This is a genomic window from Paenibacillus sp. FSL L8-0708 (genome assembly GCF_038009325.1).
GTDB lineage: Bacteria > Bacillota > Bacilli > Paenibacillales > Paenibacillaceae > Paenibacillus_AQ > Paenibacillus_AQ odorifer.
Genome location: NZ_JBBPBC010000001.1, coordinates 4,660,618 through 4,676,335 on the forward strand (window position 1 = coordinate 4,660,618; position 15,718 = coordinate 4,676,335).

The 15,718-nt window shown below is 43.4% G+C and carries 15 protein-coding genes; 10 read left to right on the plus strand and 5 right to left on the minus strand.

Annotated features, from left to right (window positions below):
- Nucleotides 1-16 precede the first annotated feature (16 nt).
- Together aspA and NYE58_RS22305 are read right to left on the minus strand one after the other, a co-directional pair.
- On the minus strand, nucleotides 17-1,441 hold the full coding sequence (gene aspA, locus NYE58_RS22300; RefSeq protein WP_036689072.1) for an aspartate ammonia-lyase: 1,425 nt from the start codon (nucleotides 1,439-1,441) through the stop codon (nucleotides 17-19).
- A 400-nt stretch (nucleotides 1,442-1,841) separates the two neighbouring features.
- Nucleotides 1,842-3,518: a hypothetical protein gene (locus NYE58_RS22305; protein WP_341003067.1), complete on the minus strand. Its 1,677-nt coding sequence runs from the start codon at nucleotides 3,516-3,518 to the stop codon at nucleotides 1,842-1,844.
- Between the two features lie 229 nt (nucleotides 3,519-3,747).
- On the opposite strand from NYE58_RS22305, the gene kduI reads away from it, so the two are divergent.
- Genes kduI through kduD form a run of 3 tightly spaced genes read left to right on the plus strand, consistent with a single transcriptional unit; the run spans nucleotide 3,748 to nucleotide 6,170 of the window.
- Nucleotides 3,748-4,581: a 5-dehydro-4-deoxy-D-glucuronate isomerase gene (gene kduI / locus NYE58_RS22310; protein ID WP_036688322.1), complete on the plus strand. Its 834-nt coding sequence runs from the start codon at nucleotides 3,748-3,750 to the stop codon at nucleotides 4,579-4,581.
- Between the two features lie 34 nt (nucleotides 4,582-4,615).
- Nucleotides 4,616-5,371: a DeoR/GlpR family DNA-binding transcription regulator gene (locus NYE58_RS22315; RefSeq protein ID WP_076129821.1), complete on the plus strand. Its 756-nt coding sequence runs from the start codon at nucleotides 4,616-4,618 to the stop codon at nucleotides 5,369-5,371.
- 43 nt (nucleotides 5,372-5,414) lie between these two features.
- A complete protein-coding gene (gene kduD, locus NYE58_RS22320) occupies nucleotides 5,415-6,170 on the plus strand; it encodes a 2-dehydro-3-deoxy-D-gluconate 5-dehydrogenase KduD (RefSeq protein WP_036688326.1) in 756 nt (251 codons plus the stop codon).
- Nucleotides 6,171-6,555: 385 nt separating this feature from the next.
- Here the strand turns inward: kduD and NYE58_RS22325 are convergent, their stop codons facing one another.
- Both NYE58_RS22325 and NYE58_RS22330 read right to left on the minus strand, forming a co-directional pair.
- Nucleotides 6,556-6,996 carry a hypothetical protein gene (locus NYE58_RS22325; RefSeq protein ID WP_341003069.1) on the minus strand — a complete coding sequence of 147 codons (441 nt, stop codon included), beginning with the start codon at nucleotides 6,994-6,996 and terminating at the stop codon, nucleotides 6,556-6,558.
- Between the two features lie 2 nt (nucleotides 6,997-6,998).
- Nucleotides 6,999-7,523, minus strand: coding sequence for a hypothetical protein (locus tag NYE58_RS22330; protein ID WP_076217831.1), 525 nt, complete (start codon nucleotides 7,521-7,523; stop codon nucleotides 6,999-7,001).
- 142 nt (nucleotides 7,524-7,665) lie between these two features.
- On the opposite strand from NYE58_RS22330, the gene NYE58_RS22335 reads away from it, so the two are divergent.
- Complete coding sequence (locus tag NYE58_RS22335) at nucleotides 7,666-8,316, plus strand: NUDIX hydrolase (protein WP_341003072.1); 651 nt, start codon at nucleotides 7,666-7,668, stop codon at nucleotides 8,314-8,316.
- The gene (locus NYE58_RS22340) at nucleotides 8,313-8,858 is read left to right on the plus strand and encodes a GNAT family N-acetyltransferase (RefSeq protein ID WP_076129818.1); all 546 of its coding nucleotides are present in this window, start codon (nucleotides 8,313-8,315) and stop codon (nucleotides 8,856-8,858) included. Before NYE58_RS22335 ends, NYE58_RS22340 begins: the two co-directional genes overlap by 4 nt.
- A gap of 49 nt (nucleotides 8,859-8,907) precedes the next feature.
- Here the strand turns inward: NYE58_RS22340 and NYE58_RS22345 are convergent, their stop codons facing one another.
- Nucleotides 8,908-10,983 carry a beta-galactosidase gene (locus NYE58_RS22345; protein WP_339168370.1) on the minus strand — a complete coding sequence of 692 codons (2,076 nt, stop codon included), beginning with the start codon at nucleotides 10,981-10,983 and terminating at the stop codon, nucleotides 8,908-8,910.
- 155 nt (nucleotides 10,984-11,138) lie between these two features.
- Here NYE58_RS22345 and NYE58_RS22350 point away from each other — a divergent pair, with 155 nt between their 5' ends.
- The 5 genes from NYE58_RS22350 (at nucleotide 11,139) to NYE58_RS22370 (ending at nucleotide 15,631) form a co-directional block, all read left to right on the plus strand.
- Complete coding sequence (locus tag NYE58_RS22350) at nucleotides 11,139-12,044, plus strand: helix-turn-helix transcriptional regulator (RefSeq protein ID WP_341003073.1); 906 nt, start codon at nucleotides 11,139-11,141, stop codon at nucleotides 12,042-12,044.
- Nucleotides 12,045-12,113: 69 nt separating this feature from the next.
- Nucleotides 12,114-12,986, plus strand: coding sequence for a glycoside hydrolase family 43 protein (locus NYE58_RS22355; RefSeq protein ID WP_076277802.1), 873 nt, complete (start codon nucleotides 12,114-12,116; stop codon nucleotides 12,984-12,986).
- A 20-nt stretch (nucleotides 12,987-13,006) separates the two neighbouring features.
- Nucleotides 13,007-13,993: a phosphotransferase enzyme family protein gene (locus NYE58_RS22360; protein WP_076217835.1), complete on the plus strand. Its 987-nt coding sequence runs from the start codon at nucleotides 13,007-13,009 to the stop codon at nucleotides 13,991-13,993.
- 187 nt (nucleotides 13,994-14,180) lie between these two features.
- Nucleotides 14,181-14,918 carry a glycosyltransferase gene (locus NYE58_RS22365; RefSeq protein ID WP_076277804.1) on the plus strand — a complete coding sequence of 246 codons (738 nt, stop codon included), beginning with the start codon at nucleotides 14,181-14,183 and terminating at the stop codon, nucleotides 14,916-14,918.
- Entirely contained in the window at nucleotides 14,915-15,631 is a 717-nt protein-coding gene (locus NYE58_RS22370) for a glycosyltransferase family 2 protein (RefSeq protein WP_076190933.1), read from the plus strand. Before NYE58_RS22365 ends, NYE58_RS22370 begins: the two co-directional genes overlap by 4 nt.
- Nucleotides 15,632-15,718: the final 87 nt, after the last annotated feature.

Below are 15,718 nucleotides of genomic sequence, written 5' to 3' on the forward strand. Positions count from 1 at the left end.
GATCCTCCGGAACATTCTACTCTTTATGCAATAAAGCTGCTCCTGCAATTCCCGGGTGTGTCATTTCGTATGGGTCCAGAATCAGATTAAGCTCTTCTTCGGTCAGCACATTATATTTAATGCACAATTCCCGTACAGATTCCCCAGTCAAAATCGCCTCTCTAGCGATCCGCGATACCACTTCATACCCCAGATGCGGGTTCACAGCCGTAATGATTCCGACACTCCGCTCCACATCCCGCTCAAGCTTCTCCTTATTGGCTTCAATCCCAGCCAGACAGAAGTCTGTGAAGACTTGGAAGGAATTGTTCATGATGCTGATGGACTGAATAAGATTGAACACAAGCACTGGCTCCATAACATTCAGCTCCAGTTGACCCGCTTGGGAAGCCAGACAGATCGTATGATCGTTCCCTATGACTTGAAAAGCCACCTGATTAATGACCTCTGCCATAACCGGATTAACTTTGCCCGGCATAATTGAAGATCCAGGCTGGCGTGCAGGCAGTGAAATCTCATTAAACCCCGTCCGCGGACCGGAGGCCATCAACCGCAGATCATTAGCGATCTTGGACATGTTCATCATGCACACTTTTAGAGCAGCAGACACTTCTGTATAGGCATCCGTATTTTGGGTGGCATCGACGAGATGATCTGCCGTTACGAGCGGCAATTCACTGATCTCAGCTAAGTGCTCTACCACCAATTCAATATAACGAGGATCAGCATTTAATCCTGTACCCACTGCTGTTGCTCCCATATTGACTTCATACAAATGATGGCGTGTATGCTCAATACGTTTGATATCTCTTTCAAGCACTCTGCGATAAGCCTCGAATTCTTGACCCAGACGAATCGGCACTGCATCTTGAAGATGTGTCCGGCCCATTTTTATCACAGGATCGAATTCATCCGCTTTTACCGCAAACACATCATGCATTCTGTGCATCGTTACAAGCAGCTGCTCCAGCAGTGAAAGTGTGGCAATATGAATTGCTGTCGGAAACGCATCATTTGTAGACTGCGCCATATTTACATGTGAATTGGGACTTAAGTGACGATAGTCTCCTTTTTCATGGCCAAGCAGTTCTAAGGCACGGTTAGCAATAACCTCATTCGCATTCATATTTAACGAGGTACCTGCACCACCCTGAATAGGATCTACAATAAATTGCTCATGCCACTGACCCTCGATGATTTCTTCTGCTGCTTTCACTACAACTTCTCCAAGCCCTCGATAGAGACGGCCAACTTCCATATTTGCAAGCGCAGCGGCTTTTTTTACAATCCCCATCGCTTTGATTAACTCTTTGTGAACCCGATAGCCCGTAATAGGAAAGTTCTCGACTGCGCGTAGTGTCTGAATCCCATAATAAGCGTTCTTATCTACCTGTTTACTGCCTAGAAAGTCATTTTCTACACGAAATTCAGTTTCAATCACTGTTATATCCCTCGCATTCATTATGATTAGGTTTATTAGAAAATAAGTAAGCGCAATCATTTCTATCTCACTTAGATATTAACCTTTATTGTGACAAATGTCTCTCAGAAAAATAGGGTTTAATGTAATTAATTACTATTTAGTAACCTAACACCGCTATTCTAAAGGGAAATGTGCTTAGGGAGGATTGAATTACCAAATCGTTAGGTCTAGTTTATCCAGATAAATCGTCGTTCACCCCAATTATAAGTATTTTGGACAAAATCACGTTTACGGATACTTAGGTATCTATTGCGGGCTGTGCAATGGGGCATCACATCCTTTCATGTAGCTCCTTATTAAAGAAGCCGGCCAAAAAAGGCCGACTCGGATTACTATTTATCACAGCAATTGTGTTTTTTTATACTGAATAATGATCTAATGAGATCTGGATTCCATTAAGCTGAGCTTGCGGTAATTCTGACTCCCTACTAATACTCAAAACTAAGCTTTCACCATCTATGTTGATATAATTCGCTGCTAATACCTCTCCCACTTCGAAATTCCTTTCTTTATGAGCCATAGCTGCGGCAAAAGCCTCTAAACCAATAATACCACATTCGGCAGCTTTCTTAATGCCCAATGCTTCAACGATTACACCGCCCGGCATCCCTGCGACGGATACCTCTATGAATCTGGACCGTTCCTGCAGCTGATAAGGGTGAGATAAATAAATAATAAAATACGTCTCACCAACCTGCCCGTACAATGTATTAGGCTCTTGTTTCCATTCCCCTTGGGGAAGTACACCGATGATCGTATTCTTCTCACCCTGAGGGATTGGGAATAAAGAAATGATGACATTCTTGTGATAGAGAACCTCCATATAACGGCTTTGATGACGGGGATCTCCCTCATTGTAGCCTTGTCCCGGATGGAAGAAATACAGCTGATTTGCGCTTCCCTCTCCACTCACAGGTAACGAAAAAGCCCAGCGAAGCTGCTCATTATCGAATTCCTCAACCCGCTCCCACATCCCGCCTGCTGCAAACTCCTCTGTAATATAAGCATAGGAATGAAGCAAAGGCTGCGGCTGTGGATCCGTTGGGACAACCTTCTGAGTAATCTTCCTTACTTCCTTTGGTGTCTGGCGATTCATAGCTGCGGCTAATATTTCATCGGATGCTTGATAGAATAATAAACCGGCATACTCAGTGCGCGGCATCCTCTCAGGCAGCTGGAAATCTCCAAACTGAACATAATCATGAAGTACATTAGCATCGCCGGGAACATCATGCGGCCAGCCTCTAGAATGCGCACCAACCCAAGCGCCACGCAGATAGAATTCAGCTCGTACATTCCATAAATGGTCAAGCATTTCTTTAAGGCTCGTAGTAAGCTCCGTATCCTCAGGCGGGACAAGTTCCAACGCGCAGGTGAATGCCTGCACCCAATGCCAAAACCACGGTAGACTGCCGTATTCCGGCATCCCTTTAGTACGAATATAAGCCAGTGTATCCTTCAGACTCTGCCGGCCATCCTCAAGCAATATTTCATCCGCAAACAGGGTGCCAAAAATCAGCTTAGCAGCTGTATATTTAGCTTCATGATGCCCAAAAGTAACCACCGGCTTACGGTAGAAATCACTGCGATAAATATGTCCAAACGCTGTATTCAGAACTATGCGAAGTTGAGCATTTAATGCTCCTCCGTATCTTTTGCAAAAATACGCCAGCAGGTTGCCCATAAGCTCCACTGGTAACTCATGCGGTGACGCATCTCGCGGAACCGGATTCAAACCGAGCGGCCAATGACCATATAACTCCGTGCCGGGCTGCCGGTTCTGAAGCATTAAGATCTCCAGCAGTACATCCTGTGCTTTCTGTTTCGCTTGCTCACGATCAAAAGGCAGCTCAAAAGAATCATCAACAGCCGCTGCAAAAAGATACGAAGCATAATAAAAGTTATTTCGCACATCATCATGGAACCAGAGTCCACTTTCCAATAAAGGGTGTTGCTCTGCTTCCAGTGCTATATTAAAAATAATTTCTTGCTGACGTTCCTTATAAGTACTCTGGATATTTTTCAACCCCGGCATTACATTTCAACCTCCATCGTTTCAGTTTTATATCATCTTCCGGCATTCATGAAAATCGAGCATAATAGCTCTATTGTGCACACTTTCCGTTCATTTTGCAATTGGAAAAACCAATAAATAAACATAAATAAACGAAATAAAAAAGATTAGCACTTGTAAAATGAACATAAATGGACTAAAGTGTACCTATACGAACGATAATATGTACACAAAGGAGATTGAACATTCAATGGAAAGACGTTTCGCATCCCATCCTAATGAAGTAAAACAATTTGACACTGAGCGCCTCCGTAAGGAATTCCACATTCCCGTTATTTTTGCTCCTGATGAGCTAAAGCTTGTCCTAACCCATGAAGATCGTATGATCGTTGGTGGAGCTAATCCTGTAAAAGAAGAGGTTGCGCTAACTACTGACCTTAAAGAACTTGGGGTTACTTATTTCTTGGAACGCCGTGAACTGGGCATCATCAATGTCGGTGGTAAAGGCTCCGTGGTTGTAGATGGCACAGAATATGAAGTGGATTTCAAAGAATGTCTTTATGTAGGTCAAGGCTCTAAAGATGTAGTCTTCAAAAGTGCAGACGCTTCCAAACCTGCTAAATTCTATTTGAATTCTGCTCCTGCCCATCAGTCCTACCCTACTACCAAAACCACACTGGCCGATTCTGAATCCGGTGCGATGGGTGGTCTGGAGAACTCTAACGAGCGGACAATCCACCGCTTCATTCACACAAATGGTGTGCAAAGTGCCCAACTGGTTATGGGTATGACCCAACTGAAACCAGGCAGCATGTGGAACACCATGCCAGCACATACCCATCCACGCCGGATGGAAGCCTATTTCTATTTTGATCTTCCGGACGATTCCGTTGTGTTCCACCTGATGGGAGAACCTGACGAAACCCGCCATATCGTAATGCATAACGAACAAGCCGTTATTTCTCCAAGCTGGTCCATCCACAGTGGTGTCGGCACTCATAACTATACTTTTATCTGGAGTATGGCTGGCGATAATAAAAGATATGATGATATGGACCCCGTATCCATGAAAGAATTACAATAGAGATAAATCAACTACGGAAAGATGAGGCAGGCGGATGAACCCGATACGACGACACGAGATGATTATGGAAGTTATGCTGAACCAAAAAGATGTAACGGTGAATGAACTGAGCGATAAGCTTCAGGTTACTGGAAAAACAATACGCGAGGATTTAAGCAGGCTGGAGGAACAAGGGCTGATCGTACGTGTACATGGCGGAGCTGTGCTGGCACAAAGCGACCAGTTTGGTATTTTGCCCTCCAAGGACCCGCTGGATAAATACTCTGACGAGAAGACGGAGATTGCCTTGCGTGCGCTTGCTCATATTGAACCGGACGATATTATCGCTCTTGACGGCGGTAGCACTACGCTTGAAATTGCTCGGCGTCTGGACAATATGCCACTAACGGTAGTCACCAATGATGTATACATCATCAGCGAACTGGTTCCCAAAGATAACATCCGTCTGGTCGTTCCCGGTGGTTATCGTGTCCGTAATATGTTGGCTGGTCCTGAAGCCGTCTCCTATGTACAAAAGCTTAATATTCAAAAAGCATTCCTTTCATCGACTGCTATTCATATAGAGCATGGGCTCTCCATTTATACCGGAGATTTAATTGAGTTCAAGCAAGCCCTTGTATCTACAGCCCGTAAGGTATTCGCGGTTGTAGATCATCATAAATTCGGCCATACTGCACTGCGTACCTTCGCTTCCCTACAAGAAGTTGACGTGATTCTGACGGACAAAGGGCTCTCCCCCGAAACGGCAGATCAGTTCCGCAGTGCAGGCGTTACCATTGAATGCGGGTAAACCCGGAATAACAATCCATTTACAATAAAGGGGCGTAATTTATATGTCATCATTATTCAGCTTGGCAGGTAAAACAGCTATTGTAACAGGCGCAGCTCAAGGTCTTGGACAAGGAATCGCGCTTGCATTTGCAGAAGCCGGTGCAGACGTTGCGTCTGTCTCCCTTAATTCGAGTGAAGAAACAGTAAATGCAGCAAAAGCTTTTGGAGTAAAAGCAGTTAGTATCGAATCTGACTTAAGTGATCACAGCAAGCTGCAAAGCACTTTTGACCAAGCGCTAGAGCTGACCGGACATGTTGACATTCTCGTAAACTGCGCAGGAATGATCCGCCGTGCACCGGCAAAAGATCATAGTGAAAAAGACTGGTTTGATGTCATCAATTTGAACCTGAACACAGTTTTTCTTCTGTCGCAAATCGCAGGCCGCCACTTCCTGGAAAGAGGATCCGGCAAAATCATTAACATCGCCTCCATGCTCTCCTATCAAGGCGGAATCAATGTCCCTGGTTACACTGCGAGTAAACACGGGGTTGCGGGTCTTACTAAAGCTTTTGCCAATGAATGGGCAGGCTCCGGTCTGAACATCAATGCAATTGCACCAGGCTATATGGCTACTGAAAATACCGCTCCAATCCGTGCCGACCAAAGTCGTTCGGACTCTATCTTAGACCGTATCCCTGCAGCACGTTGGGGAACGCCTGATGATGTTAAAGGTCCTGCCGTATTCTTGGCTTCCGCAGCATCTGACTACTTGAACGGTCACGTTCTTAATGTGGATGGCGGATGGATGGCTAGATAATCCATACAAAAATGGGTGTCCCATAGGGGCACCCATTTTTTGTATGGATATGAAACACTATCGGACACAGCTGAACAATCTGCACACGCAGCAGCTAAAGACTCAACTGAGCGATCTGCGCACGCAGCAGCTTAAAGGACTCAACTAACCAATCTGCACATGCAGCACCTAAAGGACTCAGCTGACCTTATACACCGTTTTATCCGCTATTTGGACAGCTATCGGACCTCATAGCCGCTATTGGTGCAAAAAACACCAATTATAAGCTCTTTCATGAGCAATAGCGACGTTGGAGTCCGAAAACCTGCTCAAAAGGCGATAAATTCGCAAATAGGGGCATCTGGGTCCGAAAATCTCAGTATCAGTGGTTGTGGATCGTTGTGCATCATTTAAATAAGCTTGCTATGGAATTCACATCAAAAGCACTAGTCATTCTAAAGTTTCCCGAACTGTATTTGTCCTTCTTATCAAGATCTGTCACATACAGGAAGTTAGTATCCGTAAGATTCATGCCAAACCTCAAGCTGTTATTCACAATAATACTTATCCAGTAGGTCTCCGTAGATTTGTCCAAAGCACTACTTCTTCTCAATTTTACATCTGAAAAAGCATAAATGATCTTTTCAATTTCCTTCGGATCTTCAATCACTACCTTTTCATCCACTAAAGATTTCTCAATCTCGATTGAGGTGATTTCTGTTTCATCGATTTGATCCAACACTAAATTCTCAAATGAATTATAACTATGGTAGAGATTAATAATTACAGGGATTTCGATTAATAAAAAAATGAGTACGAGAAATTCATAACGTTTCTTCATATTCATAATTATGAACACCCTATTTCTACAAACTCCTCTGGATGAGTGCGAATATAATTGCCGATAATTCTATGCGTATTTGGTGTCAGGTTCTTATATCGTTCGAATAACTCACTAATTACTTCTAACAGCTGAGGGTCTCGATCCAAATCCGTGATGGCCGCATCCGCCCACTCTTTACCCAGTCGATGATTTCTTTCCTCGAGAAATGTCTTTGTTTCCTGAAGCAAAAGAATCATGGGTGAATCGTCAAAAAATCGTATGCCTCCTATCACCCCTGTCCAATACCCTGGCAGGTCTTGCATGTAGGAAATCCAAGCATAATATTCCCCTTCGGAATTACAGCTGTGACCATATAGCACTCTGAACATACATAAGGCTTGTTGCCCCTCTGTGAGCTTCGAGATCACTTCTGATTTGGTCGATGGCGATTTTCCGCGAATCAGCTGAAAGGTAGGCTCCATACAGGCCCATCCTAACCTTTCATCACTTAAAGTGTCCAAGTCTTCCCGCTTCATGGCTACTAAATTCATTTAACTCCTCCTTTGATTAACATCCAAAAATATACATATATTTCTTAACGATGTCAATAAAAATCACTTGGGGACATTAAGCAATTCGATCGTTTTTATGATAGGCTTTAAGCAGTAGATATTTTCACAAAGGAGCTTTTCTATGCATAATGAGATACTTACTATATTTGATGAAGCGGGTCACCGAATCGGTACAGCTCCACGGGCAGAAGTACATCGGTTAGGACATTGGCACGAGACCTTCCACTGCTGGTTTATAAGCAAAACCCAAGAAATCCCCTATATTTATTTACAGCTTCGTAGTGAGCAGAAACAAGATTATGCAGGATTGCTGGACATCACGGCCGCTGGACATTTGCTGACACACGAAACGGTAGAGGACGGGATTCGCGAGGTTCAAGAAGAACTCGGTTTGGAGCTAGCTTTTGATGAACTGATTCCCTTAGGTACGATTCCTTACAGTATGATCAAAGAAAATCTTATCGATAAAGAACGAGCGCATGTTTTTGTTTATAACCATCCTTATCCTCTGGACGATTTTAAGCTGCAAGAAGAAGAGGTCGCAGGAATAGTTATCACAAAGTTTGCCGACTTCCGAAGCTTTTGGCAAGGAGAAATACATAGTCTACAAATCAATGGTTTCAAAGTGGATTCAAACGGACAAAAAATCAACATTCAACAAAGTGTGGATCGGACTCATTTTGTGCCTCATGAAGCAGCCTATTTCACTCGGATCATTGAGGGCATCGAAGCAATAATTCTAACATCACCCATCGTCACGGAGGACATATGATCATTAATCCTCAAACATTTACAGTGAATGGAATCCAATACAGCATTAGATCTGCGGCCTCTCATGATGCTAAAGTGTTATCTGAATTAAGGGTGCGGATCGATGGAGAAACCGAGAATTTAGATCGGGAACCAGGCGAAGCCTTTATTGATGAAAAAGGGTTTGAACAGCTTATTCAAGCCGATTCCGAGAAAAATAATAACCTTTTTCTAGTCGCAGTAGTTGATAATCAAATCGTTGCGTTCTCCAGATGCGAAGGTTATCCCTTAAAAAGATTTGCTCATAAAGTAGAATTTGGAGTATGTGTGCTGCAGGATTATTGGGGATATGGTATTGGAAAAAATCTTCTCGCCGAATCGATTGCCTGGGCTGACACTAATGGTATTCAAAAGATCACCCTAAATGTGCTGGAAACGAACACCAACGCTATTAAGCTATATCAAAAGCTTGGCTTTGAAATTGAAGGGATTTTAAAGAAAGATAAACTTCTATCGGACGGCAAATTGTATAACACCATTATGATGGGAAGAGTTAAGAACTGATTCTATTCAAAAAAAAGGCAGAACCTGAAACTCAGGTCCTGCCTTTTTATTATACTAATGCTTTACGCTTCAACATCGCAAGTCCATTCACCGCTAGATTCAATAGGGCCGGAGCTGAAAGACCTGTTTCCAAGTCTGTGTATTCCGCTCCATCCAGCTCTACCGTTTGCGGACTGCCGCTGAAATTTTGCACAAAAACATAATCACTTTCGCCATCTGTGCGAAGTTGTGCAGTCACACCTGCTGGAAGCTCACTATCCATCGCACGGGTAATTCCTGCCTTAGATGTGATCGCTGCGTATAGCTCAACATAGAACGAAGTGTCTTTCACACGGGTAGCAAGATGGTACGCATTTCCTTCACCAAAACGATTGACTGTAAGCGCTGGACGGCCCGCATAGAAATCGTTGCGATAATGCCCCAAAGCCTCTGCACCTTCCAAATGAATCAGCTCGGCTATCTCATGCGCATCGTAATCACCGCTTAGCTTAAGTTTATTACCTACCTCCATTACTAACCCGTTCAGATCACGGCTGTGCAGCCCTTCTGTCTCCTCTGCCCAAATCCCCAGTGTTCTGCGCAGTGGACCAGGGAATCCTCCCAGATGACATAAATCCGTTTCGTTAACTACTCCTGACCAATAGGTTGCGAGGAAAGTGCCGCCTTGCTCCACATATTTCTCAATGCGCTTTCCATTCTCTTCACTAATCAGATATAACATAGGGGCAACAACCAGCTTGTAGGCAGACAGATCATCTCCAGAGCCTATAATATCAACTGGAATGCCCAGCTCCCAAAGTGCACGATAATGCTGTAGCACCGTCTCCTCATAACGTAATCCGGAATTACGGATGCCTTGCGCATCCTTTATCGCCCAGCGGTTGTCCCAATCGAAAATAATCGCCGTCTTCGCCGGAGTGGACGTACCCACTACTTCCGTCATTCCCGCCAGCGTCTTTCCTACTTCCGCTACATCTTGGAATACTCGAGTCTCGGAGTGGCCACTGTGGTCTACAACTGCGCCGTGGAACTTCTCACTTGATCCGCGGCTTTTGCGCCATTGGAAATACTGCACAGAATCCGAACCATGCGCTACCGCTTGCAAGGAAGACAGCTTGTGCATTCCGGGACGTTTCAGCTTACTGACCGATTGCCAGTTCGTAAGGGATGGCGTGCTTTCCATCAGCAGGAACGGTTTCTTTTTAAAAGAGCGCATTAAGTCGTAGTGCATCGCCGTCCATGCTGCCAATCTAGTATCGTCACCGTCTTCGGTATAATGCCAGTCTGGATAAGCGTCCCATGAGACCACATCCAGGATTTTGGCCAGCTCGCGGTAATCAATGCCATCGATCATATGCATATTCGTCGTGATTGGCAGCTCTGGATTATAAGGACGAACGGTATTGATCTCGTGCTGGCAGAAATCAATCGTCCGTTCACTAACAAAACGCCGCCAGTCAAGATTCAAGCCGTGTACTTGTGTCTCACCATGTGGAGCTGGGGATTCAATCTGTGACCATGAAGTGTAGGTATGGCTCCAAAAAGTAGCCCACCAAGCATGATTCACCTCATCCAAACTGTTATTATATTTCACTTTCAGCCATTCTCTAAAAGCATCCTGGCAGAGCTCGCAGTGACACTCCCCACCGAACTCATTCGAAATATGCCAACCGATAATGGCTGGATGCTGGCTGTACCGTTCCGCTAACTTTGCATTCAGAATTGCAGTTTTCTCCCGGTACACTGGTGAGGTAAAGCAATGGTTATGACGGAAGCCATGCAAATTGTGAACACGGTTACGCTCCACTCTTAAGACTTCTGGATATTTTTGCGACATCCATGCTGGGCGGGCACCACTTGGCGTTGCCAAGATAGCGTAAATCCCATTCTCTGCAAAAGAATCAAGTACACCATCCAACCATTCGAAAGTGAACACACCCTCTTCAGGTTCAAGAGATACCCACGAAAAAATGCCTACGGACATGACATTGCAGCCCGCCAGCTTCATTAATCGGATATCCTCACGCAATACTTCCGGATATTTCAGCCATTGTTCAGGATTATAATCAGCACCGTGCAGCATGACACCAGCTTTTCTGCTTATCGGGGAATGTTTTTTATTCATTGTGTACGATCATCCTCTCAATTCTGCCCATTTATAGAATGGGACTATTCTCTGATGATAGGCTAGAAGCGTAAGCTATCTTATTCAGGAATCATCATTTATACTATTTATAATATAAGAAAATTCATTTCAATCAGTAGGAATATAGTCTCGAAGTGATAGCACAAAATGAAGATGAGGTGATAAACCTGCTGCCTTTTTCTCTGATTGAATTACCGCGCGACTCTGGAACGTTGCCCCTATCCCCCTACTCTGTAGGTCGCCATATCCAATTCCATCATGTGCGCCCAGCAGGATTTCCTGTGTATCAAATCTTTTTAATCCGGACCGGAACCGGGTTATTTCGTGATCTGGAAAGTGGCACAGAAATCATACTGGAACCGGGGATGGCTTTTGCCTTCCCGCCCGATCGTGGTCATGAATATTATCCTACCTCTCATGAACCGTGGCATGTTGGCTTTATCGGCTTTCAAGGCAGTCAAGCTCATGGATTGCTGGAAGCGCTTGAACTGCTCCCTTCTGTTCCTTATCGAACGGATCGTTTTGAACAATGCTGGGAAGAAATCGGCCAAATCTGGCATACGGTGAATTCTCCTGCCCCCAATCGGCAGGACGAGATGTGGATGCAAGAGTTGTCTATCACACTCTATAGACTGCTCTTGATGCTGCGCCCTGCCAAGAGTTCAGAAGTCTCCGGTAATCGTCTAGCCTTCGAGTCGGTCCGAAATGAAGCCCTAACTACAGCCGTCGGGCTGATCAACGAACATTACACAGAACCGCTTCTGATCTCCAATCTTGCAGCAGCAGTCGGGTACTCTGTGCAGCATTTCCAGCGTTTATTCGTGCAGGAATATGGGGTCACTCCGCATAAGTATTTGCAGAATCTGCGGCTGGAGCGGGCGCTGCAATTAATGACGGAGGATGTGGAGATTCCCGTTCAAGATATAGCGCTTCAGCTGGGCATGGAGACTAATTATTTTATACGTGTCTTCCGAAAAAACTACGGCTGTACACCCGGAGTAATGAAAATACGTTTGCTACAAGGCGAGCAAATGAAGTAACGCTTCCAAGCCTAAAGAAGATATTGTAAAATTAAGCAGATGATAGCTTGTAAATTGGGGGCACCTTTAATGAAAACATTATCTGATATTAACTTTAGAGATCCCTATATCCTATCTGTGCCTGAACTTGGACAATACTATTTATTTGGCACAGATGGCCTAACAGCTTGGAGTGGCGCACCTCACGGCTTCGATGTATATATCAGCTCAGATCTTCAGGAATGGTCCGGGCCCATTGCTGCTTTTCGTCCAGATGCTGATTTTTGGGCTGATCATCATTTCTGGGCACCAGAGGTTCACCGCTACAACGGAAAATATTATATGTTCGCTTCTTTTAAAAGACATGGCGTTCCACGGGGGACACAAATATTAAGCGCGGAAACACCTGAGGGTCCTTATCTCCCTATCAGTAATCATCCGATTACCCCTGCTTCTTGGGAGTGCCTTGACGGAACGTTATATGTAGATAAAGAAGACAAACCTTGGATGATCTTTTGCCGTGAATGGATTGAAGTGACGGATGGAGAAATGTATGCCGTTCGGCTGAAGGAGGATTTAAGTGCTACTATTGGCGAACCTATGCTGCTTTTCCAGGCTTCACAAGCTCCTTGGACGGTAGGCGGCAAAGAAGGGCAATACGTAACTGACGGTCCTTTTATGCATCAGACTAGCAGTGGTGAGCTGCTTATGTTGTGGTCTAGCAGTGGAGCTAGTGGTTATGCCATGGGTTTAGCCCGATCCGTCAGCGGTGACATTAGTGGACCTTGGCAACATGATCCTGAGCCTCTTTATGCCAAAGATGGCGGACATGGAATGTTGTTTCGTGATTTGACGGGCAGACTTATGCTGGCCATTCATGCCCCAAATCTCAACCCACAAGAACGGCCGCTGCTTATTGAGGTCCAGGAAAGCTCCAGAACGATTTCGATAAAATCATTGTAATGTAGAACGGAGTAGAACCCTTGGAACAAAAGATTAAGTCCTTATTTAATGACCAGATTGTAAGTGCTGCCTGCACGAAATACGGTATCCCCATAGATGAGCTAAGCTTCATTGGCGGATTTCAAAATTTTGTTTATGAATATCAACTTAGCAATCATCAATATATTCTAAGATTTACTCATAGCTCGCTGCGCAGTATGGAATTGTTAACGGCTGAACTTGAATGGATTCTATACCTGGCAGATCATGGCGTTTCCGTATCAAGACCCGTAGGTTCTCTTCTGGGTAATCTAGTTGAGCAAATAGAGATTGATGATTCATACTTTATGGTATCTTCCTTTGAAAAAGCACAAGGGAAACGAATAGGTTACCCAGACTGCCTGAAGGATCTAGACCTCTATGAGCAGTGTGGCATGATCACTGGACAAATGCACAGATTAGCAAAATCTTATAAACCACAGTCCGAAAGACATGCGTGGCATCAGAACTACTACCTGCAGAATGTAACGAAGTTTATTCCTCCATCCCAAAGTGGCGTTTTAGAAAGCTGTAAGGCGCTTATGAATCGGCTAAAGCATCTCGACGCTGAAATAAATACCTATGGTCTCATCCATGGGGATATCAATGTAGGCAACTTTTTGGTCGACAATGGTAAGCTGACTTTGTTTGATTTTGATGAAGCTCAGTACAGCTGGTTTGTAGAAGATATCGCCATTCAACTGTATTATCTAGTCTACGTTTACGGGGATGATAGTATGGAGGACAGGCAGCTTCAATGTCAGCGTTTTATGGAGCATTTTCTAAAAGGCTACGTTAAAGAGAACAGGATTTCAGAAAATGAGCTGAAGCTAATTCCTCTTTTTCTTCGATTAAGAGAGATTATTGTTTATACAGGGATGTACCGGAGTTTTGATATGTCTAACCTAGATGATTGGACCAAAGATTATTTAACGCAGAGTAAGGCGAGAATCGAGAATAGCGTATCCATCATTGAATCTTATTTCTGAACAAACATCCAAAACGTTTCATATGAATTGTCTCTCTTACAAAACCCACAGCTATCACTGTGGGTTTTGTGTTCTTTAAACAAGTCCATTTTTGCTTTTAAGAGGTTGATATGCCGTTACTCTATCCTAACTTGGACATATCGTATTATGAGACTTTTCCCAAAAATGCATATGAGGGGTTGGTTAAATGAGTGCTGTACCTCACAACAAAGCGAAGCAACAAGGTGTTTCCATTATTACCTGTACCAATCGCCATAATTATTTAAACAACCTACTCCAAAATTTCAGCAGACAAAGATATGCAAATAAAGAACTTATCATTATTATCAATAATAATAAAATTCCACTATCCCCCTACCAAACCTTAGCTAAAAAATACAAAAATATTAAGATATATCGTAAACCTGAACAGCAATCTCTCGGTTCATGCTTAAACTATGCCGTAACAAAATGCAAATATCATACCATCGCCAAATTTGATGACGACGATTACTATGCCCCTCATTATTTGACGGAAAGTATTCTGACCTTAAAAAGAACTAAAGCTGATATCCTTGGAAAACGGGCTCACTATATGTATTTACTAGGTTCAAAGACTTTGATTCTTCGTTTCGCAAATGATGAACACCGAATAGTTACCCATCTCCCTGGCGCTACGCTCGTCTTCAACCGAAAAGTATTCGATCATGTAAAATTTCCTAATAAAAACGTAGGTGAGGATGATCTCTTTTGCAGCAGAAGCAAAAAGAAAGGTTATAAGGTTTATTCTGCAAGTAAAAATAACTTCGTTGCCATACGTAGAAAAAACTCTTCAAAACATACATGGATCATCAGTGATAGTACACTAATAGCTAACCATAAGATCATCCGGAATATTAAAAACTACAGGAATTTTGTTGGACGCCGTCCAAAGATTTCGTTATGAAATTAACTGCTGAATCTACTTCATCTGCCGTGTCTATTCTAACTTGTACAAAACGAATGGATTGTATTAAAACAATATTTGATAACTATCAACGACAGAATTTCAAATCTAAAGAGCTTATCGTGATCATTAATAATGATAGCTTGAAAATAGAAGACTATATACATGCTGCAAAAAAACATAAAAATGTACGGATCTATAAACTACCTGAATATCGTTCACTGGGGTTTTGTCTGAATTTTGGTGTGCACTTAGCGAATTATAGTTGTATCGCTAAATTTGATGACGACGATTATTATTCTGCCAACTATTTAACGGATAGTATGAACATCCTCCATAAAACTAAAGCTGATATCGTTGGAAAACGAGCTCACTATATGTATTTAACTGATAAGAAGCTACTTTTGCTTCGTTATCTTCATATGGAAAATAAACAGGTAACCAATGTTCAGGGTGCGACCCTACTCGTAAAACGAAATGTCTTCCAGCAGATTTCCTTTCCAGATTGGAATAAAGGTGAATGCGTTAAGTTTTGTGCGGATTGTGCTGCACAGGGCTTTAAGATCTATGCAGGAAATAAGTATAACTTCGCTGCGATTCGTAGAAAAAACTCCAAAGATCACACTTGGGTCGTTAGCGACAAGAAACTTCTAGCTCAAAATGTTAAAGTTCTAAACGTGAAAAACTTCAAAAAATACGTAACGCGAGGCTGATTTAATCAATCTAATCCTACCAGCTATGCCTTAGTAACCCAATAAAAAGACTGGACAGCAATATAGTTAAGCGGCTATTCGCATCCA

Excerpts from the sequence above, each read along its gene's own strand:
- NYE58_RS22330 (WP_076217831.1), bottom strand. The coding sequence starts at position 7,523 with ATGAATTTAGTAGCCATGAAGCGGGAAGACTTGGACACTTTAAGTGAT.
- NYE58_RS22355 (WP_076277802.1), top strand. The coding sequence starts at position 12,114 with ATGAAAACATTATCTGATATTAACTTTAGAGATCCCTATATCCTATCT.
- kduI (WP_036688322.1), top strand. The coding sequence starts at position 3,748 with ATGGAAAGACGTTTCGCATCCCATCCTAATGAAGTAAAACAATTTGAC.
- NYE58_RS22365 (WP_076277804.1), top strand. The coding sequence starts at position 14,181 with ATGAGTGCTGTACCTCACAACAAAGCGAAGCAACAAGGTGTTTCCATT.
- NYE58_RS22325 (WP_341003069.1), bottom strand. The coding sequence starts at position 6,996 with ATGAATATGAAGAAACGTTATGAATTTCTCGTACTCATTTTTTTATTA.
- NYE58_RS22370 (WP_076190933.1), top strand. The coding sequence starts at position 14,915 with ATGAAATTAACTGCTGAATCTACTTCATCTGCCGTGTCTATTCTAACT.
- NYE58_RS22335 (WP_341003072.1), top strand. The coding sequence starts at position 7,666 with ATGCATAATGAGATACTTACTATATTTGATGAAGCGGGTCACCGAATC.
- NYE58_RS22305 (WP_341003067.1), bottom strand. The coding sequence starts at position 3,518 with ATGCCGGGGTTGAAAAATATCCAGAGTACTTATAAGGAACGTCAGCAA.
- kduD (WP_036688326.1), top strand. The coding sequence starts at position 5,415 with ATGTCATCATTATTCAGCTTGGCAGGTAAAACAGCTATTGTAACAGGC.
- NYE58_RS22345 (WP_339168370.1), bottom strand. The coding sequence starts at position 10,983 with ATGAATAAAAAACATTCCCCGATAAGCAGAAAAGCTGGTGTCATGCTG.
- NYE58_RS22315 (WP_076129821.1), top strand. The coding sequence starts at position 4,616 with ATGAACCCGATACGACGACACGAGATGATTATGGAAGTTATGCTGAAC.
- NYE58_RS22340 (WP_076129818.1), top strand. The coding sequence starts at position 8,313 with ATGATCATTAATCCTCAAACATTTACAGTGAATGGAATCCAATACAGC.